This is a genomic window from Streptomyces sp. NPDC096079 (assembly GCF_040303145.1).
GTDB lineage: Bacteria > Actinomycetota > Actinomycetes > Streptomycetales > Streptomycetaceae > Streptomyces.
In genome coordinates this window covers 14637-35838 of the sequence record NZ_JBEOST010000003.1, presented here as the reverse complement: position 1 = coordinate 35838, position 21202 = coordinate 14637, and the positions used below count along the sequence as shown (strand labels likewise).

Annotated in this window: 18 protein-coding genes, 4 tRNA genes and 1 other RNA gene; 16 read left to right on the top strand and 7 right to left on the bottom strand. The window is 72.0% G+C overall.

The genetic code is table 11. The features are described from left to right. Window positions 1-11 precede the first annotated feature (11 nt). Window positions 12-458 carry a DUF1269 domain-containing protein gene (locus ABTY59_RS07515; RefSeq protein ID WP_352017966.1) on the bottom strand — a complete coding sequence of 149 codons (447 nt, stop codon included), beginning with the start codon at window positions 456-458 and terminating at the stop codon, window positions 12-14. Window positions 459-627: 169 nt separating this feature from the next. On the opposite strand from ABTY59_RS07515, the gene ABTY59_RS07510 reads away from it, so the two are divergent. Next, entirely contained in the window at window positions 628-1191 is a 564-nt protein-coding gene (locus ABTY59_RS07510) for a hypothetical protein (RefSeq protein WP_352017965.1), read from the top strand. A gap of 133 nt (window positions 1192-1324) precedes the next feature. On the opposite strand, the gene ABTY59_RS07505 is transcribed toward ABTY59_RS07510, so the two are convergent. After that, a tRNA-Ser gene (locus ABTY59_RS07505) sits at window positions 1325-1412 on the bottom strand. 175 nt (window positions 1413-1587) lie between these two features. On the opposite strand from ABTY59_RS07505, the gene ffs reads away from it, so the two are divergent. The 6 genes from ffs (at window position 1588) to ABTY59_RS07475 (ending at window position 10060) form a co-directional block, all read left to right on the top strand. Then, an RNA gene (gene ffs, locus ABTY59_RS07500) (signal recognition particle sRNA small type) lies at window positions 1588-1686 on the top strand. A gap of 57 nt (window positions 1687-1743) precedes the next feature. Continuing rightward, the gene (locus tag ABTY59_RS07495) at window positions 1744-3921 is read left to right on the top strand and encodes a DNA polymerase III subunit gamma and tau (protein WP_352017964.1); all 2178 of its coding nucleotides are present in this window, start codon (window positions 1744-1746) and stop codon (window positions 3919-3921) included. 61 nt (window positions 3922-3982) lie between these two features. Further along, window positions 3983-5233: a phosphoribosylamine--glycine ligase gene (gene purD / locus ABTY59_RS07490; protein WP_352017963.1), complete on the top strand. Its 1251-nt coding sequence runs from the start codon at window positions 3983-3985 to the stop codon at window positions 5231-5233. 279 nt (window positions 5234-5512) lie between these two features. After that, window positions 5513-7348 (top strand): M48 family metalloprotease, encoded by a 1836-nt coding sequence (locus ABTY59_RS07485; protein WP_352017962.1) that lies wholly within the window; start codon window positions 5513-5515, stop codon window positions 7346-7348. Between the two features lie 169 nt (window positions 7349-7517). Then, window positions 7518-8978 carry a N,N-dimethylformamidase beta subunit family domain-containing protein gene (locus ABTY59_RS07480; RefSeq protein WP_352017961.1) on the top strand — a complete coding sequence of 487 codons (1461 nt, stop codon included), beginning with the start codon at window positions 7518-7520 and terminating at the stop codon, window positions 8976-8978. A gap of 182 nt (window positions 8979-9160) precedes the next feature. After that, window positions 9161-10060, top strand: coding sequence for a phosphoribosylaminoimidazolesuccinocarboxamide synthase (locus ABTY59_RS07475; RefSeq protein WP_352017960.1), 900 nt, complete (start codon window positions 9161-9163; stop codon window positions 10058-10060). A 49-nt stretch (window positions 10061-10109) separates the two neighbouring features. On the opposite strand, the gene ABTY59_RS07470 is transcribed toward ABTY59_RS07475, so the two are convergent. From ABTY59_RS07470 to ABTY59_RS07455, 4 genes are all read right to left on the bottom strand, one after another. Next, window positions 10110-10185, bottom strand: a tRNA-Gly gene (locus ABTY59_RS07470). Between the two features lie 135 nt (window positions 10186-10320). Continuing rightward, window positions 10321-10393, bottom strand: a tRNA-Gly gene (locus ABTY59_RS07465). A gap of 84 nt (window positions 10394-10477) precedes the next feature. Beyond that, window positions 10478-10549, bottom strand: a tRNA-Gly gene (locus ABTY59_RS07460). Window positions 10550-10758: 209 nt separating this feature from the next. Then, complete coding sequence (locus ABTY59_RS07455) at window positions 10759-11100, bottom strand: histone-like nucleoid-structuring protein Lsr2 (protein ID WP_352017959.1); 342 nt, start codon at window positions 11098-11100, stop codon at window positions 10759-10761. A 365-nt stretch (window positions 11101-11465) separates the two neighbouring features. On the opposite strand from ABTY59_RS07455, the gene purS reads away from it, so the two are divergent. The 5 genes from purS (at window position 11466) to ABTY59_RS07430 (ending at window position 16103) form a co-directional block, all read left to right on the top strand. Further along, on the top strand, window positions 11466-11711 hold the full coding sequence (gene purS, locus ABTY59_RS07450) for a phosphoribosylformylglycinamidine synthase subunit PurS (RefSeq protein ID WP_015035032.1): 246 nt from the start codon (window positions 11466-11468) through the stop codon (window positions 11709-11711). After that, on the top strand, window positions 11708-12388 hold the full coding sequence (purQ, locus tag ABTY59_RS07445; protein ID WP_043224763.1) for a phosphoribosylformylglycinamidine synthase subunit PurQ: 681 nt from the start codon (window positions 11708-11710) through the stop codon (window positions 12386-12388). The genes purS and purQ overlap by 4 nt, the downstream gene beginning before the upstream one ends. After that, the gene (gene purL / locus ABTY59_RS07440) at window positions 12388-14637 is read left to right on the top strand and encodes a phosphoribosylformylglycinamidine synthase subunit PurL (protein WP_352017958.1); all 2250 of its coding nucleotides are present in this window, start codon (window positions 12388-12390) and stop codon (window positions 14635-14637) included. The genes purQ and purL overlap by 1 nt, the downstream gene beginning before the upstream one ends. Window positions 14638-14739: 102 nt before the next feature. Further along, the gene (locus ABTY59_RS07435; protein WP_352017957.1) at window positions 14740-15243 is read left to right on the top strand and encodes an ArsR/SmtB family transcription factor; all 504 of its coding nucleotides are present in this window, start codon (window positions 14740-14742) and stop codon (window positions 15241-15243) included. 23 nt (window positions 15244-15266) lie between these two features. Continuing rightward, the gene (locus tag ABTY59_RS07430; RefSeq protein WP_352017956.1) at window positions 15267-16103 is read left to right on the top strand and encodes a M23 family metallopeptidase; all 837 of its coding nucleotides are present in this window, start codon (window positions 15267-15269) and stop codon (window positions 16101-16103) included. Here the strand turns inward: ABTY59_RS07430 and ABTY59_RS07425 are convergent. Then, window positions 16085-16504 carry a nuclear transport factor 2 family protein gene (locus ABTY59_RS07425; RefSeq protein ID WP_352017955.1) on the bottom strand — a complete coding sequence of 140 codons (420 nt, stop codon included), beginning with the start codon at window positions 16502-16504 and terminating at the stop codon, window positions 16085-16087. The two genes, ABTY59_RS07430 and ABTY59_RS07425, sit on opposite strands and share 19 nt — an antisense overlap. Window positions 16505-16572: 68 nt before the next feature. Between ABTY59_RS07425 and ABTY59_RS07420 the strand changes: the two genes are divergently transcribed. From ABTY59_RS07420 to purM, 4 genes are all read left to right on the top strand, one after another. Beyond that, window positions 16573-17364 (top strand): maleylpyruvate isomerase family mycothiol-dependent enzyme, encoded by a 792-nt coding sequence (locus ABTY59_RS07420; protein ID WP_352017954.1) that lies wholly within the window; start codon window positions 16573-16575, stop codon window positions 17362-17364. A gap of 38 nt (window positions 17365-17402) precedes the next feature. After that, window positions 17403-18212 carry an META domain-containing protein gene (locus ABTY59_RS07415; RefSeq protein WP_352017953.1) on the top strand — a complete coding sequence of 270 codons (810 nt, stop codon included), beginning with the start codon at window positions 17403-17405 and terminating at the stop codon, window positions 18210-18212. A 216-nt stretch (window positions 18213-18428) separates the two neighbouring features. Then, complete coding sequence (gene purF / locus ABTY59_RS07410; protein WP_352017952.1) at window positions 18429-19955, top strand: amidophosphoribosyltransferase; 1527 nt, start codon at window positions 18429-18431, stop codon at window positions 19953-19955. Between the two features lie 44 nt (window positions 19956-19999). Beyond that, window positions 20000-21067 (top strand): phosphoribosylformylglycinamidine cyclo-ligase, encoded by a 1068-nt coding sequence (gene purM, locus ABTY59_RS07405; RefSeq protein WP_352017951.1) that lies wholly within the window; start codon window positions 20000-20002, stop codon window positions 21065-21067. Window positions 21068-21202: the final 135 nt, after the last annotated feature.

Here is a 21202-nt window from a genome sequence, read left to right as displayed (position 1 = left end):
CCGGCCCCCGCTCAGTCCTGTGGGGCCACTTCGAGGAGCGAGCTTGTCGGCGCGTGTGGGGCTTGGTTCGCGAAGTCCTCGCGGAGCCTCGTCTTCTTCTCGCTGTCCAGGTTCGAGTGGATCAGCTCCGTGTGGCCTCCGGGGAACGCCTCCCGTGCGCGCTCCACCATCGCGTCCTGCGACAGCAGGAACAGCGCCGAAGCCCCCGGCGTCACCTTCGCCTTGGACGAGTCGATGAAGTCGTCGTCGATGCCGACATCGGCCATCTTCCCGCCCAGCGCCCCCGCCGCCGTCCCGACCGCTGCGTTCAGCACGAAGAGCGTGCCCCGGAACGTGCCGGACAGTGCCCCCGCGCCCGTCTGGTCGTGCAGTTGCTTCGGCTTGCCCGCCTCCGCCGGCCAGCTGGCCGGCGCCGCGTCGAGCACCTTGATGAGCTCCCGCTTCTGTAGCCGGAGCACCCTCGGGCGCCTCGGACTTCCACCCGGTGCGATCGGCAACAGGTAGGGCCCGGTCAAGTCGTTGCACCAGAAAGGTGCATCTTTGATCAAAACGGTTACCCGTCCCCGTAGGGGTGATCACCGGTGCGCCTGCGTGAAGGGGCCCCGCGGCGCCCCCGAGGATGCGCGCATGCGTCCTTCCTCTTCCTCCCTGCTGCGCCGCGCCCTCGTGCCGTTCGTGGCCACCGTCGCCCTCCTCGGCACGGCCGGCTCGTCCGTGGCCGGTGCCGCGGAGGCCTGCGGCTCCGTCATCACGGCCCCGCTCGCCCCGCCCGTATCCGCCGACGACCCCTGTCCCAGTGCCGACCCGGTCGTGTGCCGGATCCGTGTCCTGCCGATGGACGAGAAGGTGGAGGCGCAGCGGACCCGGATGCGCTACCACGGTCTCCTGGAGGACATGCACCGCACCGAGCGCGACATGCGGGAGGCCGGTGCCACGGACGAGGAGATCGCGCGCGAGCTCGTCGACATGCGGAACCAGGCCAAGGAGATCACCCGCGCCGGCATGACCCCGGAGGAGGTCCGGATCCTGGAGGAGCGGAACATCGCCAAGTACGGCAACCCCCTCGGCCCCACCGCGGACCAGCTGTACGCCAAGTACGGCAGCTGGCAGCAGGTGATCGATGCCTCGATGCGGACCAGCTACGCCGTCGACCGCGAACTGAGCCTCGAGTACCGCCCCTGCCCCGTATAGGACCCGCCCAGGACCCGCCCAGGACCCGTCCAGGCCTCGGGCGGGACCCGGGCAGGCGGCGCGGAGCGCCGGAAACGTCGAAGGGCCCCACCGCGAACGGTGGGGCCCTTCGACAACGTGCCCGGTGAGGCACTGGCGGAGGATACGAGATTCGAACTCGTGAGGGGTTGCCCCCAACACGCTTTCCAAGCGTGCGCCCTAGGCCTCTAGGCGAATCCTCCGCCGCAAACAATACAAGACGTTGAGGGGTGCTCGCGAACGTGATCCGTACGAGGTTCCCCGGGGAGGGATCCGGGAGGCGTCGCGGAGGGAAGGCGGAGGCATCGAGGAGGGGTGGCGGCGCGGGGCGCCCGGGGCCCGGGGGCACGGGGCGGTGTCGGCATCGGGTACGCTGGGCGGAGCCCCTCACGCGGTGCTATCTGACTGAACTCCCCCAGGGCCGGAAGGCAGCAAGGGTAGGTCGGCTCTGGCAGGTGCGTGGGGGGCGCTTGCGTTCCCCCGGCGGCGGTCGGTTTTCCCGGGTTGTCGGTGGGCGCCTATAACCTCGTATACGTGTCGTCTCTCGCGCTGTACCGCCGCTATCGCCCCGAGTCCTTCGCCGAGGTCATCGGGCAGGAGCATGTCACCGACCCGTTGCAGCAGGCCCTGCGGAACAACCGGGTCAATCACGCGTACCTGTTCAGCGGCCCCCGCGGCTGTGGCAAGACGACCAGTGCGCGCATCCTCGCGCGGTGTCTGAACTGTGAGCAGGGGCCGACGCCGACGCCCTGCGGCGAGTGCCAGTCCTGCCGGGACCTCGCGCGCAACGGGCCCGGGTCCATCGACGTCATCGAGATCGACGCCGCCTCGCACGGTGGTGTGGACGACGCCCGTGACCTGCGGGAGAAGGCCTTCTTCGGGCCCGCCTCCAGCCGCTACAAGATCTACATCATCGACGAGGCCCACATGGTCACCTCGGCGGGCTTCAACGCCCTCCTGAAGGTGGTCGAGGAGCCGCCGGAGCACCTCAAGTTCATCTTCGCCACGACCGAGCCCGAGAAGGTCATCGGGACGATCCGGTCGCGGACCCATCACTATCCCTTCCGGCTGGTGCCGCCGGGCACGCTCCGGGACTACCTCGGCGAGGTGTGCGGGCGCGAGGGGATCCCCGTCGAGGACGGGGTGCTGCCGCTCGTCGTCCGCGCCGGTGCCGGTTCCGTGCGTGACTCGATGTCCGTCATGGACCAGCTGCTCGCCGGTGCCGCCGAAGACGGTGTGACGTACGCCATGGCGACGTCCCTCCTCGGTTATACGGACGGGTCGCTGCTCGACTCCGTCGTGGACGCGTTCGCGGCGGGCGACGGCGCCGCCGCGTTCGAGGTCGTCGACCGGGTCATCGAGGGCGGCAACGACCCCCGGCGGTTCGTCGCCGACCTCCTGGAGCGGCTGCGGGACCTGGTGATCCTCGCGGCCGTGCCCGACGCCGCCGAGAAGGGCCTCATCGACGCCCCCGTCGACGTCATCGAGCGCATGCAGGCCCAGGCTTCGGTGTTCGGGGCCGCCGAGCTGAGCCGGGCCGCCGACCTCGTGAACACGGGTCTGACCGAGATGCGCGGCGCGACCTCGCCCCGGCTCCAGCTGGAGCTGATCTGCGCGCGCGTGCTGCTGCCCGCCGCCTTCGACGACGAGCGCTCCCTGCAGGCGCGCCTCGACCGCCTGGAGCGCGGCGCCGCCGCCGCGCCCGCCGCCGCGCCCGCCGCCGCGCCCGCCGCCGCGCCCGCCCCCGTCTTCACGCCGGGACCCCCGTCGCCCGCCCTGGGGTACGTCCCCGGGCCCGACGCCCACACGCCGATGGCCCCGCCCCCCCTCCCGCCGGCCCCGGTCCAGCAGCCCGCCCCCGCGCCCCAGCCGGCGGCCCCCGCCCCGGCCCCCGCGCAGGAGCAGCCCGCCGCGGCCCGGCCCGGCGCCTGGCCCGGTGCCGCCACTCCCGGCGGCGGAACCCCCGGCGCCTGGCCCGGCGCGTCCGCGCCCGCGGCGCCCGCCGCCCCGGCCCCCGCGCCGGTGCAGGCGCAGTCCGCGCCGCAGGCGCCCGCCCCGGCCCCGTCGGGCGGGGACACCGCCCAGGTGCGGAACCTGTGGCCGCAGATCCTCGACGCCGTGAAGAACCGCCGCCGCTTCACCTGGATCCTGCTCAGCCAGAACGCCCAGGTGGCCGGGTTCGACGGCACGACGCTCCAGCTCGGCTTCCTGAACGCGGGCGCCCGGGACAACTTCGCGAGCAGCGGCAGCGAGGACGTCCTCAAGCAGGCCCTCGCCGAGCAGTTCCAGGTGAACTGGAAGATCGAGGCGATCATCGACCCCTCGGGCGGTGCCTCGCCCCCGCCCGCCGCCACCGGCTTCGGCGGCGGAGGAGGGTCCGGTGCCGGTTTCGGTTCCGGGTCCGGCGGCGGCTTCGGTGGCGGTGGCGGCGGTGGAGGCGGCGGCCGGCCCGCCGCTCCCGCGCCCGCCTTCCAGCAGGCCCCGCCGCCCGCCCCCGTACAGGCGCAGTCCGCCCCGGCCTTCCCGCAGGCACAGGCTCCGGCACCGGCCCCCGCCCCCGCGTACACCCCGCCCGCGCCGCAGCCGGTGGCGCCCGAGGACGACGTCCCGGAGGAGGACGACCCGGACCTCGTCGAGTCGGCGCTGTCCGGTCACGACCTGATCGTGCGTGAGCTCGGCGCCACGGTTGTGGAGGAATATCCGAACCAGTGAGGGCGTCTCGCTCGGTGGCCCGCACAAGGGGCACCCCGCCCCGCGGGCTACCCTGGCAGGCGTGAAGGTCCTCGTCATCGGCGGCGGCGCCCGCGAACACGCCCTGTGCCGCTCTCTCTCCCTCGATCCCGACGTCACCGCTCTGCACTGCGCGCCCGGCAACGCCGGAATCGCGGAGGTCGCCGAGCTGCACGCCGTCGACCAGCTGGACGGCGCGGCCGTCGCCGCGCTCGCGACCGAGCTCGGCGCCGAGCTGGTCGTCGTCGGCCCGGAGGCCCCGCTCGTCGCCGGTGTCGCCGACGCCGTCCGCGCGGCCGGCATCCCCGTCTTCGGCCCGTCCAAGGAGGCGGCGCAGCTGGAGGGCTCCAAGGCGTTCGCCAAGGACGTCATGGCCGGCGCCGGGGTCCCCACCGCCCGCAGCTATGTGTGCACCACCCCGGCGGAGATCGACGAGGCGCTCGACGCCTTCGGCGCTCCGTACGTGGTCAAGGACGACGGCCTCGCCGCCGGCAAGGGCGTCGTCGTCACCGAGGACGTCGACAAGGCCCGCGCGCACGCGCTCGCCTGCGACCGGGTGGTCATCGAGGAGTACCTGGACGGCCCCGAGGTCTCGCTCTTCGCGATCACCGACGGCACGACCGTCCTCCCGCTGAAGCCCGCGCAGGACTTCAAGCGCGCGCTCGACGGCGACGAGGGTCCGAACACCGGCGGCATGGGCGCCTACTCGCCGCTGCCCTGGGCCGACCCGAAGCTGGTCGAGGAGGTCCTGGAGACCGTCCTGCAGCCGACGGTCGACGAGCTGCGCCGCCGCGGCACGCCGTTCTCCGGTCTGCTGTACGCGGGTCTGGCGATCACCAGCCGCGGCGTACGGGTCATCGAGTTCAACGCGCGCTTCGGCGACCCGGAGACCCAGGTCGTGCTGGCCCGTCTGCGGACCCCGCTCGCGGGCGTCCTGCTGAACTCGGCCAACGGCACGCTGGACGACCAGGCCCCGCTGAGCTGGAGCGACGAGGCGGCCGTCACCGTGGTCGTGGCCTCGCACAACTACCCGGAGACCCCGCGCACGGGCGACCCGATCGAGGGGCTCGGCGAGGTCGCGGAGAAGGACGCCCCGCACGCGTACGTGCTCCACGCCGGGACGAAGCGGGACGGCGACGCCGTCGTGAGCGCGGGCGGCCGGGTCCTCTCGGTCACCGCCACCGGAACGGACCTGGCGCAGGCCCGCGAGCGCGCGTACGCGGCGGTCGGCCGCATCCGCCTTGACGGTTCGCAGCACCGTACGGACATCGCGAGGAAGGCCGCCGAGGCCTGATATCGCTCGTTTTCGCCTGAATCCTCGTGATTCTCTTGTGGCCGTGTGGTGCGGAAGCCGTGAACCACACGGCCACATGTGTGCCATCACCTTTACCCAAAGCCATTCCATCGAGTGACGGCTCGGCCATACGGATGACGCCCGCCACAGCCCCAACTAGGGTGCGGCGAAGGCATTCCGGCACTTGGCCCACCGGCATTGCGATGTCAGTGGCGGGTGCCACAGTGGGGGAGTGAGCAACACCGCCACAGGCAGTCCCGTCGAGGACAGGAGGGGGTGATGAACGGCGTGTCCGGTACCGGTTCCGTTGTCGGCGAGGAGTGGGGTGCGCGCGCCGCGCACTCCCGGGCCCTCGCCGTCCTCCGCGTCCGCGGCAGGGCGCTGGGCCTCGCGGTGCTCCCCGCGGCGGTGGCCGTCGTCCTGTACGCGGGCGGGGTCACCGGCCACTTCACCGGAGCGGCCTGGGACGCGGCCCGCTGGGCCGTGACCGTCCTGGCCGTCCTCGTCCTCCTCGTCGCCACGGCCGTCGCCCTCGTCGTCGCCCGGGCCCGGCCCGCGGCCACGCCCACGGTGGAGCTCGCCGAGACCGCCGCCCCGGACCTGTACCGGCTCGTCCGCGACCTGGCCGACCGGCTCGGCGTCCCCGCGCCCGCCGCGATAGCCCTCACCCCGGACTGCGACAGCTGGCTTGAGGACCGCACGCACCGGGCCCACCGTCTCCACCGCACGACGGGCGGAGACGGCGCTCCGGTCCTGGTCATAGGCTCGCCCTTCCTGTGGTGGATGCGCGTCGGCGAGCTGCGCGCCGTCCTCGCCCCGGTCGTCGCCGGTACGGGACCGGCCGCCCAGCCCGACATAGCCGCGGCCCGCCGCTTCGTCCGCGGCCTGGACGCCGCCGTCGCCGTGCCCCGCGCCCCCGGCCTCGACCCGCTCCGCCGGTTCGGCGCCCAGGGCGTCGGGCAGGTCGCCAGGGTGCTGCTCCGCGCCTGCCGCGGTCACGCCGCCGAGATGGAGCGCGGAGTCGCCGCCGCCGGTTCGGAGCGCGCCCAGGCCGTGGACTACGGCGTACGGATCGTCGCCCAGGAGCAGGTCGGCCTGGCCTACGCGGGCTGGGACCGGCTCCTGACCCGGGTCGCGCTGCCCGCCTGGCGCATGGGCCGTTGGCCCGCCAAGCTCGACGCGGGCGTGGTCTCCGCGCTGACCGAGCTGTCCCGACGGGACCGGCTCGCGGAGGGCTTCTCCTCCCGGCTCGGCGAGCGCCCCGCCTGCGACCTCCTGGAGGAGCCCGGCGCGGTCGACGAGGCCGCCTCGCTGCTCGCCGCCCGCCTCTTCCACGGCGGCCCCGCCGAGCCCGGCCCCGACTGGGCCCCGGTGGAGTGGAGCCAGTATCCGGAGGAGGTCGTCGACCGGAAGTGGCGTACGGACGCGGCTCGTCTGCACCAGGTCCTCGACGGCCTGGGCGTGGCCGGGGCCTCCGGCGGCCGCGCCTCGGACGCGGCCGGCCCGACCCTCACCCGCGTGATGGCCCATCTGACGACGTGCGACACGGGACCGGCCCTCGACGCGAGCGACGACGAAGACGCAGAGGGCGCAGAGAGCGCGGAGGGCGCGGAGAACGTAGATGAAGAAGGAGCAGGAGAAGATCCGGGCGACGACGGGGACGGCGACGACGAGCCGGTCAACCCCGCCGCCGAGGCGCTCGCCGGAGCGCTCAGCGCGCTGCTCGCCCGGGAGGAGGCGGCCCGGGAGGCCCGGGTGGCCGCGGCGGCCGAGACCGCCCGTACCGCCGATGCGGGCCGGAAGGCCGAGCCGCACCTGGCCGTCAGCGGCCCCGACGGGCCCCTGCCTCTGTTCCCGCTCCAGCCGCCCCGCACCGGGCGCGATCTGCTGGCCGACCACGTGACCGCGATGGTCTGCTGCGCGGCCGTGGACACCGCCGAGGCCGCCCCCGGTCTCGACTGGCTCGACGGGCCCGCGCTGCTCGTCGGCGGCGAGCGGGCGGCGGATCTCGGCCCGCGCGTCCTCGCCCTCGTCGAGGACGGCGACCCGGAGCCCCTGCGGGCCTGGCTCGCGCGTACCGGGGTGCGCCCGGAGAAGCCCGTACGCCTGGTCTGAGGGACCGCCGGACCTCCCGCTACCCGGAGGTCCGGCTTCCACTCTCGTCAATTCACGACGAACGGTGACGGAGTGCGTGCGTTATGTGATGTGCTGGAGACCGCGACTGACAGAGGCAACAACCACAGGCACTGACCGGCCGACCGGGGGAGTCGAGGGAGGGGCGCACATGGGGGCGGAGCAGATCAGACGGTGGGAGTCGGGTGCGCTCGCGCACGCCGTCTCCGATCCCTTCGGCCAGGGCCCGCTGCCCTGGCTGCGCGGCTCGGAGAACTACTTCGACGACACCGGGCAGATGGTCCCCTGGTACGCGGACGAGATCCTGGCCCGGGGCGGCAGCGGCGGCCCGCGGACCGCGGACGACGTCCGGCGGCAGATCAAGGGCTTCGCGTCCGGCGGAGCCGTGGCGCCGGGCGAGTCGATCGACTTCCACATCACCGTGGACCCACCGCAGCAGTTCTCGGTCGACGTCTACCGGATCGGGCACTACGGCGGCGACGGCGCCGCGAAGATCACCACCAGCCCGCGCCTCTCCGGAATCGTCCAGCCGGCCCCGCTCACCGCCGACCGCACGGTGTCCTGTCACCACTGGTGGCAGTCCTGGCGGCTGCAGGTCCCCACGTACTGGTCGATCGGCGCGTACGTCGCCGTGCTCACGACCGCCGACGGATACCGCTCGCACATCCCCTTCACGGTCCGCGACAACCACCCGGCGGATCTGCTCCTCGTCCTCCCGGACGTGACGTGGCAGGCGTACAACCTCTATCCGGAGGACGGGCACACCGGCGCCAGTCTCTACCACGCCTGGGACGAGGAGGGCCGGCTCCTCGGCGAGGAGGAGGCCGCCGTCACGGTCTCCTTCGACCGCCCGTACGCGGGCGCGGGGCTGCCCCTGCACGTCGGCCACGCCTACGACTTCATCCGCTGGGCCGAGCGCTACGGCTACGACCTGGCCTACGCGGAGACGCGCGACCTGCACGCCGGCCGGGTCGACCCCAGCCGCTACCGGGGGCTGGTCTTCCCGGGGCACGACGAGTACTGGTCGGCGCCGATGCGCCGGACCGCCGAGCTCGCCCGCGACCAGGGCACCTCGCTCGTCTTCCTCTCCGCGAACACCATGTACTGGCAGGTGGAGCTGGCCCCTTCGCCGTCCGGGGTGCCGGACCGCCTGCTCACCTGCCGCAAGCGCCGGGGCCCCGGCCGCCCCGCGCTCTGGCGCGAGGTGGACCGGCCGGAGCAGCAGCTGCTCGGCATCCAGTACGCGGGCCGGGTGCCCGAACCGCACCCGCTGGTCGTGCGGAACGCGGAGCACTGGCTCTGGGAGGCGACGGGCGCGGGGGACGGCGACGAGCTCCCGGGCCTGGTGGCGGGCGAGGCCGACCGGTACTTCCCGCGGACGGCGCTGCCGGAGCACCAGGGCCGCATCCTGCTCTCCCACTCGCCGTACCAGGACAGCGAGGGCGCCCTGCGCCACCAGGAGACCAGTCTCTACCGGGCCCCGTCCGGCGCCTGGGTCTTCGCGTCCGGCACCTTCGCCTGGTCGCCGGCGCTCGACCGGCCGGGGCATGTCGACGCGCGGGTCCAGCGCGCCACGGCGAACCTCCTCGACCGCATCTGCAAGAGGGACTGATCCCCCCCGGAGAACGGCCCCGGAGAACGGCCCCTGAGAACGACCCCCCGGAGAACGGCCCCTGAGAACGGCCCCCCGGAGAACGGCGGACTGAGCGGGGGGTCACAGGGCCGGGCGGCATGATCCGCCCGGATGTGCGAGAGAATCGGACACGCTCCTGGATCAACCTACGCGGAGGAACCGTGTCCGGATTCGTAGAAAAGCCCGAGCCCGTCCAGGTCCCGGGCCTGACCCATCTCCACACGGGCAAGGTCCGCGACCTGTACCGGAACGAGGCGGGCGACCTCGTGATGGTGGCGAGCGACCGCATGTCGGCCTACGACTGGGTCCTGCCCACCGAGATCCCCGACAAGGGCCGGGTCCTCACCCAGCTCTCCCTGTGGTGGTTCGACAAGCTCGCCGACCTGGTGCCCCACCACGTCCTGTCGACCGAGGTGCCGGCCGGCGCCCCCGCCGACTGGGCGGGTCGCACGCTGATCTGCAAGTCCCTGGACATGGTCCCGGTCGAGTGCGTCGCCCGTGGCTACCTCACCGGCTCCGGCCTGGTGGAGTACGACGAGTCCCGCACGGTCTGCGGCCTCGCGCTGCCCGAGGGGCTGACCGACGGCTCCGAGCTGCCCGCCCCGATCTTCACCCCGGCCACCAAGGCCGCGGTCGGCGACCACGACGAGAACGTCTCGTACGAGGAGGTCGCCCGCCAGGTCGGCGCCGAGACGGCCGCGCTGCTGCGCCAGACGACCCTCGCCGTCTACTCCCGCGCCCGGGACATCGCGCGTGACCGGGGCATCATCCTGGCCGACACCAAGTTCGAGTTCGGCTTCGAGGGCGGGTCGCTCGTCCTCGCCGACGAGGTCCTCACCCCGGACTCCTCGCGCTTCTGGCCGGCCGCCGAGTGGGAGCCGGGCCGTGCCCAGCCCTCGTACGACAAGCAGATCGTGCGGAACTGGCTGACCTCCCCGGCCTCCGGCTGGGACCGCAAGAGCGAGCAGCCGCCGCCGGCGCTGCCGCGTGAGGTCGTGGAGAAGACCCGCGCCAAGTACATCGAGGCGTACGAGCTGCTGACCGGGAGCGCCTGGTCCTAGGGCAGTGAACGAGAAAGCCCCCGGTCGATTCGACCGGGGGCTTTCTTCGTGGAGCGGACGACGAGATTCGAACTCGCGACCCTCACCTTGGCAAGGTGATGCTCTACCAACTGAGCCACGTCCGCATGCGCCGTAGCGCGCTGCTAACTATACCCAAGGCCGGAGGTGCTCGTGACACACCACCATGTGGGGCCGTTCACACGCTCCGAGGGAACGACGAAGGCCCCGGTTCCTGAGAACCGAGGCCTTCGTACTCCCTGAGCGGACGACGAGATTCGAACTCGCGACCCTCACCTTGGCAAGGTGATGCTCTACCAACTGAGCCACGTCCGCATTGCTACCGGTCAGCTTGCGCTGCTCGGTGCGAGCACCACTCTACCTGATCCACCGGAGTGGTCGGTAACGCGTTTCTCGCAGAGCGGGTGACAGGGATCGCACACTGCGCCTTCCCCCTGGAAGGGGGCTGTTCTGCTACTGAACTACACCCGCACGCTGCTGGGGACTCGGCTTTTCGGCCTCGCCCCTCGGCGTGATTCAGACTCTAGCGGATCATGGGGGGTGCAATGCAAATCGGCTCCGGCCCGGCGCCGGGAGCCGCCCCCGTCACCGCCGCCCCCGTCACCGCCGGCCCCCTCGCCGTCAGCCCCGTCAGCGGCTCCCCCGTCACCCGGCTCCCCCGTCACCCGCTCCCGCGTCGCTCAGCTCGCCGCGCGGAAGGCCTCGTAGACGCGCTTGGGGATCCGGCCGCGGGCGGGGACGTCCATCTTGTTGGACTGCGCCCAGGCGCGGACCGCCGCCGGGTCGGGGGCGAGGGCGGTGTGCGTGTACGCGTCGACCGGCAGGCTCCGGCCGGCCGCGGTCCGCGCCGGCAGCTTGCGGCCCGCGGCGAGGTAGGGCGCGAGGGCCTTGCGGAGTTTCTTTGCATTGGCAGCATTCAGGTCGATCTCGTACATCTTCCCGTCGAGGCCGAACGCGACCGTTTCAGCCGCTTCTCCGCCGTCGATGTCGTCGGAGAGAGTGACCACCACACGCTGAGCCACGGATATCGGTCCTTTCCTGCGGCCGCCGGGGTCGACGGAGCGCTTGTGGCGCCCCTGACGTGCGACGATGCCGACCGTACGGCTGTGCCGGGACAATGCTGCTTTCTTCTGGATTCCTTTGTACAGCGGTGGGCGTCGCATTGTGAAGCCCTGTCAATTGTTTCAGCGTGTCCCGGTGCAATGCGCTCCGCAATATTTCACTCGAATTTTGCGGGGAGTGTGTGCCGCGCGCGGGGATGGTGTTCGTGTGGTGCACGCCGCCCTGAACCGGGCTTTTGTAGGATCCTTCAGATCTCTACCCGCGTAGAATTTGGAGGCAGGTACGCTGAGGGAACCGCCCACGCAACACACCACCGGGAGTGCCAGTGGCACGCGTCGTAGTCGACGTCATGCTCAAGCCGGAGATCCTCGACCCTCAGGGGCAGGCGGTGCAGCGTGCACTGCCTCGCCTGGGATTCGCCGGAATCGCCGACGTCCGTCAGGGGAAGCGCTTCGAGCTGGAGGTGGAGGGACCGGTCGACGACGCCGCCCTCGCCCGCATCCATGAGATGGCCGAAACCTTCCTTGCCAACACCGTGATCGAAGACTTCGTCGTGAAGGTGGAGTCGTGACCGCACGCATCGGCGTCGTCACGTTCCCCGGAACGCTCGACGACCAGGACGCGCTGCGCGCCGCCCGCCTGGCGGGCGCCGAGCCCGTCTCGCTCTGGCACCGCGACAAGGACCTCAAGCAGGTCGACGCCGTGGTCCTGGCCGGCGGCTTCTCCTACGGCGACTACCTGCGGGCCGGAGCCATCTCCCGCTTCTCGCCGGTGATGGAGACCATCATCGAGCAGGCGAAGGCGGGCATGCCCGTCCTCGGCATCTGCAACGGCTTCCAGATCCTCACCGAGGCCCATCTGCTGCCGGGCGCGATGCTGCGCAACAACCACCTCCACTTCATCTGCCGCGACCAGAAGCTGCGGGTGGAGAACGCGGAGACCGCCTGGACCTCGGACTACTCCGCGGGCCAGGAGATCGAGGTCCCGCTCAAGAACATGGACGGCCGGTACGTCGCCGACGAGCGCACGCTCGACGAGCTGGAGGCCGAGGGGCGGGTCGCCTTCCGCTACCTGGACGTCAACCCCAACGGCTCGCTGCGCGACATCGCGGGCATCACCAACGCCGCGGGCAACGTGGTCGGCCTCATGCCGCACCCGGAGCACGCCGTCGAGCCGCTGATCGGCACCGGCAAGACGGACGGCCTCGGTTTCTTCACCTCGATCCTCAAGAAGCTGGTCAACGCCTGATGAGCCTCGACACCGTCAAGCACGCGAGCGAGACGCCGGACAGCGAGCAGCCCTGGAAGGAGCTCGGCCTCAAGGAGGACGAGTACGCGCGCATCCGCGAGATCCTCGGCCGCCGTCCCACCGGCGCCGAGCTCGCCATGTACTCCGTCATGTGGTCCGAGCACTGCTCCTACAAGAGCAGCAAGGTCCACCTGAAGCAGTTCGGCGAGAAGACCCCCGAGAACGACGCCATGCTCGTCGGCATCGGTGAGAACGCGGGCGTCGTCGACGTCGGCCAGGGGTACGCGGTCACCTTCAAGGTGGAGTCGCACAACCACCCCTCGTACATCGAGCCCTACCAGGGCGCGGCCACCGGCGTCGGCGGCATCGTCCGCGACATCCTCGCCATGGGCGCCCGCCCGGTCGCGGTCGTCGACCCGCTGCGCTTCGGCGCGGCCGACCACCCCGACACCAAGCGCGTGCTGCCCGGTGTCGTCGCCGGCATCGGCGGCTACGGCAACTGCCTGGGCCTGCCGAACATCGGCGGCGAGGTCGTCTTCGACTCCTGCTACCAGGGCAACCCGCTGGTCAACGCCGGCTGCATCGGCGTGATGAAGCACGAGGACATCCACCTCGCCAAGGCCTCGGGCCCCGGCAACAAGGTCATCCTGTACGGCGCCCGCACGGGTGGCGACGGCATCGGCGGCGTCTCGGTCCTCGCGTCCGAGACCTTCGACGACACCAAGCCCACCAAGCGCCCCGCCGTCCAGGTCGGCGACCCCTTCCAGGAGAAGCTCCTCATCGAGTGCACCCTGGAGATCTTCAAGGAGAAGCTGGTCGCGGGCATCCAGGACCTCGGCGGCGCCGGGCTCTCCTGCGCGACGAGCGAGCTCGCGAGCGCCGGTTCCGGCGGCATGCGGGTGGATCTCGACCTGGTGCACCTGCGCGACGCCACGCTCTCGCCCGAGGAGATCCTCATGAGCGAGTCGCAGGAGCGCATGTGCGCGATCGTCGAGCCCCAGCACGTCGACCGCTTCCTGGAGATCTGCGAGAAGTGGGACGTCATCGCGGTCGTCATCGGTGAGGTGACCGAGGGCGAGCGCCTGGAGATCTTCTGGCACGGCGAGCAGATCGTCGACGTGCCGCCGCGTTCCGTCGCCCACGAGGGCCCGACCTACCACCGGCCGTTCGCGCGCCCGGACTGGCAGGACGCGCTCCAGGCCGACGACGCCGGCAAGCTGCCCCGGCCGCAGGACGGCGCCGCGCTGAAGGACCAGGTCCTGAAGCTGGTCTCCTCGCCGAACCAGGCCTCGAAGTCGTGGATCACGGACCAGTACGACCGGTTCGTGCAGGGCAACACGGTCCTGGCGCAGCCCGAGGACGCGGGCATGGTCCGGATCGACGAGGAGACCAACCTCGGCGTGGCCATGGCGACCGACGGCAACGGCCGGTACGCGAAGCTCGACCCGTACACGGGCGCGCAGCTGGCGCTGGCGGAGGCGTACCGCAACGTCGCCGCCTCCGGTGCCAAGCCGCTGGCGATCTCGGACTGCCTGAACTTCGGTTCGCCCGAGGACCCGGCCGTGATGTGGCAGTTCGCCGAGGCCACCCGTGGTCTCGCGGACGGCTGCCTCCAGCTGGGCACCCCGGTCACCGGCGGCAACGTGTCGCTGTACAACCAGACCGGTGAGGTCGCGATCCACCCGACGCCGGTCGTGGCCGTCCTCGGTGTGATCGACGACGTGAACCGCCGCACCCCGATCGCCTTCGCGGAAGAGGGCCAGCTCCTCTACCTGCTGGGCGACACCAAGGAGGAGTTCGGCGGTTCGGCCTGGTCCGAGGTGATCCACCAGCACCTCGGCGGCATGCCGCCGGCCGTGGACCTGGACCGGGAGAAGCTGCTCGGCGAGATCCTGATCTCGGCCTCGCGCGACGGCATGATCGACGCGGCGCACGACCTGTCCGACGGCGGTCTCGTGCAGGCGGTCGTCGAGTCCTGCCTGCGCGGCGGGAACGGCGCGCGCCTGGTCGTCCCGGAGGGCCTGGACGCGTTCACGTTCCTCTTCAGCGAGTCGGCCGGCCGTGCGGTCGTCGCCGTCCCGCGCAGCGAGGAGCTCCGCTTCACCGACATGTGCGGTGCGCGGGGTCTGCCGGCGACGCGGATCGGTGTCGTCGACGGTGATTCCGTGGACGTGCAGGGCGAGTTCGCGCTCTCCCTCGCGGAGCTGCGCGAGGCGCACGAGGCGACGATCCCGGGCCTGCTGGCCTGATCGAGAGCACGGGGGGAGCCCCTGTCCGGACCTTCGGGTCCGGGCGGGGGCTTCTTCGCGTTCCCTTGCACAGGGATCACGTAATTACGTAATCTCCATGCCATGGAGCTGGAAGAGCGGGTCGCCGAGCTGGAGCGGCGCATGGCGGCCCTGGAGGCCACGGATCCCCCGGCGCCCGGGATCGAGGCGACGCTCTGGGCCCTCGAAGGACTCAAGGCGGAACTCGCCACGGCGGGCGAGGCGGGCGAGGACGGCGCCGTGCTGTTCACGGGGTCGGTCCGGCTGCCGACCCACGAGCGGTACGAGTGGCAGTTCGGCGCCTTCACGGAGCGGCTGCTCGACGAGGACTGGTCCGGGACGGCCGACTCGTTCGCCGCGCTCGGCCATCCGGTACGGCTCCGGCTGCTGCGGGAGATCCTCGGCGGCCGTCGCACCGCCGCCGAGCTGGCGGACCTCGACGGGATCGGCACGACCGGCCAGATCTACCACCACCTGCGCCAGCTGACCGGGGCCGGCTGGCTGCAGACCTCCGGGCGCGGGCGCCACGAGGTGCCGCCGGCCCGTGTCGTCCCGCTCCTGGTGGCGCTCACCGCCGCCCGCCCGTGACCGCGACCTCCGGGGGGAAGCGCATGTCCGCACGCAAGGCCGCGGGGCTCGTCCACCGCGCGCTGTGGCTGCTGTTCGTCGTGCAGGCCGTCGCCTCGGTCTTCGTCGACCCGCCCTATCCGTACGCGGTCGGCTGGCTCCCGGCGGTCGCCGGCGCGGCCCTCGGCCTCACGCTCTCCCGTACCGCCCGGAAGCGCTTCGAGGCCGTTGCTCCCGGCGAGCCGGTCGAGGTGGAACCGCCGGTCACCGGCCGCTGGTCGGCGCTGAACAGTCCGGCCGACCGGACGCCCAGCCACGGCACGCACCAGCTCGGTCAGACGTACGCCATCGACATCGTGCGGGAGGACGAGGACCGTCCCCGCCCGTCGTTCGCCTGGCTGTGGCCGGTGTTCCGCCGGAGCGAGGAGTTCCCCGCCTTCGGCGCGCCCGTCCTCGCGGTCGCCGGCGGGACCGTCGTGCACGCGGAGGACGGGCAGCGCGACCACCTCAGCCGGGGCTCGCTCCCCGCCCTCGCCCTCATGCTGCTGGCCGAGTCGTCGGTCCGCGCGCTCGCCGGGGCGCGCCGTGTCACCGGCAACCACCTCGTCCTCGACCTCGGCGACGGTACGTACGCGATGTACGCGCATCTGCGGCGCGGCTCGCTCGCCGTCCGGCCCGGCGACCGGGTCCTCGCCGGCCGGGAGCTGGCCCGGTGCGGGAACTCGGGCAACTCCACCGAACCCCACGTGCACTTCCAGCTGATGGACGGCCCCGACCCGGAGACGGCCCTGGGCGTCCCGTTCACCTGGCGCGGGGTGGGGGTGCCGGGGAACGGGGCGACGTTCGACGTGCCGGCGGAGGCCTATCCGGCGGCCTCCTGACCCCAGAAGGAGTCCGCCTCCACGATGTCGGCGATGCACTCGTCGATGTCGGAGATCTTGTCGCCGACGAGCGTGAAGAACAGGCCGCCGTCCATCTCGATGCCGCGGTCGCCGCGCTCGGCGAAGAACCGGTGCGTGGTGATGACATGGCCGCGGCCGTCCACGTAGACGCCCTTGAGCTCGACGCGCATGGTGCCGCCGCTCAGCTCGCCGAGCATCCGGTAGTAGTCCCCGAGGACGCTGTCCCGTCCCTTGTAGTGCCCGGAAATCCGGCTCTCGCCGGGCACGTGCTGGGTGCAGTCGCCGGTCATCATCCCGGCCAGCGTCTCCATGTCCCCCTTGCCGAACGCTTCGTAGCCCCGGCGCACCAGGGCGGCGTGGGGGTGCTCGTGATGGGTCATGGTCCCGTCGCCTGCTCTCGCTCGCGATTGGCTCCCTGCCCTTCCAGTCTCAGCGCTAGCCTCGGGCCATGCCACCCGCCAAGAAGCGCCCCCGCAGCTACGACTCCGCCAGGACCCGGGCCGCGGTCCTCGCCCAGTTCGGCCACGTCGCCGAGGCCGTGCGCGGTCTCACCCCCGACGAGCTGTCCCGTCCGACGCACCTGGGGGAGTGGACGGTCGCCGATCTCGCCGGGCACGTCGCGTGGATCGCCGACTCGCTGGCCCGGGGGCTCGACCGGCCGCCCGCGGCCGAGGGGCGGCTCCTTCCGCACGACTGGCCGTTCACCACGGTCGCGTTGGCCGGGAAGATCGCCGACGCGGCGCGGGAGACGCTCGGCGGGGCGCCCCTCGCGGAGCTGTACGAGCGCGCCGGCGCCCGGTTGTCCGAGGCGCTGGCGGCGCACGACGACGACCGGGTGATGGACCTGTGGATCGGCCCGATGCGCCTCGGGGACTTCCTCGTCACCCGCACCGTCGAACTCGTGGTCCACACCGACGACCTGAACCGGGCGGCCGGCCGGGAGATCCCCTTCGACCGCCAGGCGCTCGCCGCCTGCACCCGTCTGCTCGCCGACGCCCTCGCGGTGAAGGCACCGGGAGGGGCGGTCGAGGTGCGGATCCCGCCGTTCGCGGTGGTGCAGTGCGTGCAGGGCCCCCGGCACACCCGGGGCACCCCGCCGAACGTGGTGGAGACGGACCCGCTGACCTGGATCAGGCTCGCGACGGGCCGTACGGAGTGGGCGGTGGAGCGGGACGGGGCGCGCGTGAGCGCGAGCGGGGAGCGCGCGGACCTGAGCGGCCTGCTCCCTCTGATGGCCTGAGCCCGGAACCGTACGACCCGCCGGTCCGTCCCACCTCCATGCCGAAGCCACGCGCACTCGTCGTCCTGGTCCCGCTCCTTCTGCTGACCGCCTGCGGTACGGAGTCAGGCGCCGGTTCCGGGGGAGCGGACACCGTCTCCCCCGACCTGCCGGTCGCCGGCACGCACTGGACGGTCGGCGCCGTCACGGTCGACGGCCGCAGGTCCGCCGCCCCCGACGGCGCCCGCGTCGACTTCGAGGACGGCCGGGCCCGGGGGAACACCGGCTGCAACACCTTCGGCGCCACCGTGGTGCTGAAGGGCGACACCCTCTCGGTCTCCCCGGAGGAGGTGACGGAGATCGGCTGCCCCGGTGACCGGCAGCGCTTCGAGAAGGAGATGCTCAAGGCCTTCTCCGGCCGGCTCAAGGGCACGTTGAAGGGCGACGAGCTGCGGCTGTCCTCGGCCGACGGGCGCGCCGGCCTGGAGCTGACCGCCGAGCCGGCCGTCCCGCTGCGCGGCACCACGTGGAAGGTCGACGGCCTGGTCTCGGGCGGGACGGTGGCCTCGCCGCCCGCCGGGAGCGGCGACAAGGCGCGGTTCGTCCTCGGGGCGGACGGCCGGGTCACGGGCAATCTCGGCTGCAACAACTTCTCGGCGACCGCACGCCTCGACGAGAAGGCCCACGCACTCACCGTCGAGGGCCCGGCGGCGACGACCCGGATGATGTGCACGGGCCCGCAGATGCAGCTGGAGACGGAGCTGTACGAGCTCCTCGACGGCCCGCTCACCTATCGGTTGAACCACCGAACGCTGACCCTCACGGATGCCTCCGGCGAGGGCCTCACGGCGACCGCGTCGGCCCGCTGAGCGGACGCGGACTGCGGCGTCCGTCACATCGCGGGACCGGCCCGGGCCTGGTACGAGCGTCCGCTCGTACGGGCCTGGTGGCCGGAAACCCTTACCCCGCCTGCTTTGTGGGCCCCTCCAAGCCGCAATCGATCAATTGGTGCGATCGCACGAGTGCGGGCACCCCCGGTTTTCCTCAATTCGGACCAGTGGTCGAGCCCGTCTACACTCGGAAACGTGCCACGCGGAGACGGTCGACTCAATCACGATCTGCTCCCCGGTGAGAAAGGCCCCCAGGACGCTTGTGGCGTCTTCGGTGTCTGGGCTCCGGGTGAAGAGGTCGCAAAGCTCACGTACTTCGGGCTCTACGCCCTCCAGCATCGGGGTCAGGAATCCGCGGGAATCGCGGTCAGCAATGGCTCCCAGATCCTCGTCTTCAAGGACATGGGACTCGTCTCCCAGGTCTTCGACGAGACTTCTCTCGGTTCACTCCAAGGTCATATCGCGGTCGGTCACGCCCGCTACTCGACCACCGGGGCCTCCGTGTGGGAGAACGCGCAGCCGACGTTCCGGGCGACCGCCCACGGCTCGATCGCGCTCGGCCACAACGGCAACCTGGTGAACACGGCGCAGCTCGCCGAGATGGTCGCCGACCTGCCCAAGCGGGAAGGCCGCACCACTCGTGTGGCGGCCACCAACGACACGGACCTCCTCACGGCGCTCCTCGCCGCCCAGGTGGACGAGGACGGCGAGCCGCTCACCATCGAGCAGGCCGCCGCGAAGGTCCTCCCCGACGTCCGGGGCGCCTTCTCCCTCGTCTTCATGGACGAGCACACGCTCTACGCGGCCCGTGACCCGCAGGGCATCCGCCCGCTGGTCCTCGGCCGTCTGGAGCGCGGCTGGGTGGTCGCGTCCGAGTCCGCCGCCCTCGACATCTGCGGCGCCAGCTACGTCCGCGAGGTCGAGCCGGGCGAGATGATCGCGATCGACGAGAACGGCATCCGTACCTCTCGATTCGCGGAAGCGAAGCCCAAGGGCTGTGTCTTCGAGTACGTGTACCTGGCCCGTCCGGACACCGACATCGCCGGCCGGAACGTGTACCTCTCCCGCGTGGAGATGGGCCGCCGCCTCGCGAAGGAGGCGCCGGTCGAGGCCGACCTGGTGATAGCGACGCCGGAGTCCGGCACCCCGGCAGCCATCGGCTACGCCGAGGCCTCGGGCATCCCCTTCGGCGCCGGCCTGGTGAAGAACGCCTACGTCGGGCGCACCTTCATCCAGCCCTCCCAGACCATCCGCCAGCTGGGCATCCGGCTGAAGCTGAACCCCCTCAAGGAAGTCATCAAGGGGAAGAAGCTCGTGGTCGTCGACGACTCGATCGTCCGCGGCAACACCCAGCGCGCCCTGGTCCGGATGCTCCGCGAGGCCGGTGCGGCCGAGGTCCACATCAGGATCTCCTCGCCGCCGGTCAAGTGGCCCTGCTTCTTCGGCATCGACTTCGCCACCCGCGCGGAGCTGATCGCCAACGGGATGTCGGTCGACGAGATCGGCAAGTCGCTGGGCGCGGACTCGCTCTCGTACATCTCCCTGGAGGGGATGATCGAGGCGACCACGATCCAGAAGCCGAACCTCTGCCGTGCCTGCTTCGACGGCGAGTACCCGATGGAGCTGCCGGACCCCGAGCTGCTCGGCAAGCAGCTCCTGGAGACCGAGCTGGCCGCCGGCCCGGCCGCCACCGCGGCCTCCGACGCCCTCCGTCGCCCGTAAGACCCCGCTGCACACCCGCAGTACGACACGAAAGCTCTGAACCCATGTCTCAGACCACCGGTGCCAGCTACGCGAGTGCGGGCGTCGACATCGAAGCGGGCGACCGCGCCGTCGAGCTCATGAAGGAGTGGGTGAAGAAGACGCAGCGCCCCGAGGTCCTCGGCGGCCTCGGCGGTTTCGCCGGCCTCTTCGACGCCTCCGCCCTCAAGCGCTACGAGCGTCCGCTGCTCGCCTCCGCGACCGACGGCGTCGGCACGAAGGTCGACATCGCCCGCCAGATGGGCGTGTACGACACGATCGGCCACGACCTGGTCGCGATGGTCATGGACGACATCGTCGTCTGCGGTGCCGAGCCGCTCTTCATGACCGACTACATCTGTGTCGGCAAGGTCCACCCCGAGCGGGTCGCCGCCATCGTCAAGGGCATCGCCGAGGGCTGTGTCCTCGCCGGCTGCGCCCTGGTCGGCGGCGAGACGGCGGAGCACCCGGGCCTCCTCGGCCCGGACGACTTCGACGTGGCCGGCGCGGGCACGGGTGTCGTGGAGCACGACCGGCTGCTGGGCGCGGACCGCATCCGTACGGGGGACGCGGTCATCGCGATGGCGTCCTCGGGCCTTCACTCCAACGGGTACTCGCTCGTCCGGCACGTGGTCTTCGACCGCGCGGGCATGACCCTCGACCAGCAGGTCGAGGAGCTCGGCCGGACGCTCGGCGAGGAGCTCCTGGAGCCCACGAAGATCTACTCGCTGGACTGCCTGGCCCTCACCCGGACCACGGACGTCCACGCCTTCAGCCACATCACGGGCGGTGGCCTCGCGGCCAACCTGGCGCGGGTGATCCCGGACGGGCTGCACGCCACGGTCGACCGTTCGACCTGGGCGCCGGGCGCGATCTTCGACCTGGTCGGCAAGGCCGGTCAGGTGGAGCGCCTGGAGCTGGAGAAGACGCTGAACATGGGCGTCGGCATGATGGCCGTCGTGCCGGCCGAGTCCGTGGACGTGGCCCTGGCGACCCTGGAGGACCGCGGGGTCGAGGCCTGGGTCGCGGGCGAGATCACCGAGCGCGGGGCGCACACGACCGGCGCGGAGCTGGTCGGGGACTACGCGAAGTAGTCGGAGACGTACGAGGCGGGGCGCTCCTGAGGGGGCGCCCCGTCGGCGTCTCCGCCTCCGGTGCGAGCCGTGTGCCGACAGCGTGCGGACAGCACAGAAACCCGGCCGGGTGACCCCGGTCCGGGTTTCGGTGAT

Coding starts and splice junctions, on each gene's coding strand:
- ABTY59_RS07435 (WP_352017957.1), top strand. CDS start 14,740: ATGGAGCTGGAAGAGCGGGTCGCCGAGCTGGAGCGGCGCATGGCGGCC.
- purM (WP_352017951.1), top strand. CDS start 20,000: ATGTCTCAGACCACCGGTGCCAGCTACGCGAGTGCGGGCGTCGACATC.
- ABTY59_RS07430 (WP_352017956.1), top strand. CDS start 15,267: ATGTCCGCACGCAAGGCCGCGGGGCTCGTCCACCGCGCGCTGTGGCTG.
- ABTY59_RS07420 (WP_352017954.1), top strand. CDS start 16,573: ATGCCACCCGCCAAGAAGCGCCCCCGCAGCTACGACTCCGCCAGGACC.
- ABTY59_RS07415 (WP_352017953.1), top strand. CDS start 17,403: ATGCCGAAGCCACGCGCACTCGTCGTCCTGGTCCCGCTCCTTCTGCTG.
- ABTY59_RS07480 (WP_352017961.1), top strand. CDS start 7,518: ATGGGGGCGGAGCAGATCAGACGGTGGGAGTCGGGTGCGCTCGCGCAC.
- ABTY59_RS07485 (WP_352017962.1), top strand. CDS start 5,513: ATGAACGGCGTGTCCGGTACCGGTTCCGTTGTCGGCGAGGAGTGGGGT.
- purL (WP_352017958.1), top strand. CDS start 12,388: ATGAGCCTCGACACCGTCAAGCACGCGAGCGAGACGCCGGACAGCGAG.
- ABTY59_RS07425 (WP_352017955.1), bottom strand. CDS start 16,504: ATGACCCATCACGAGCACCCCCACGCCGCCCTGGTGCGCCGGGGCTAC.
- ABTY59_RS07510 (WP_352017965.1), top strand. CDS start 628: ATGCGTCCTTCCTCTTCCTCCCTGCTGCGCCGCGCCCTCGTGCCGTTC.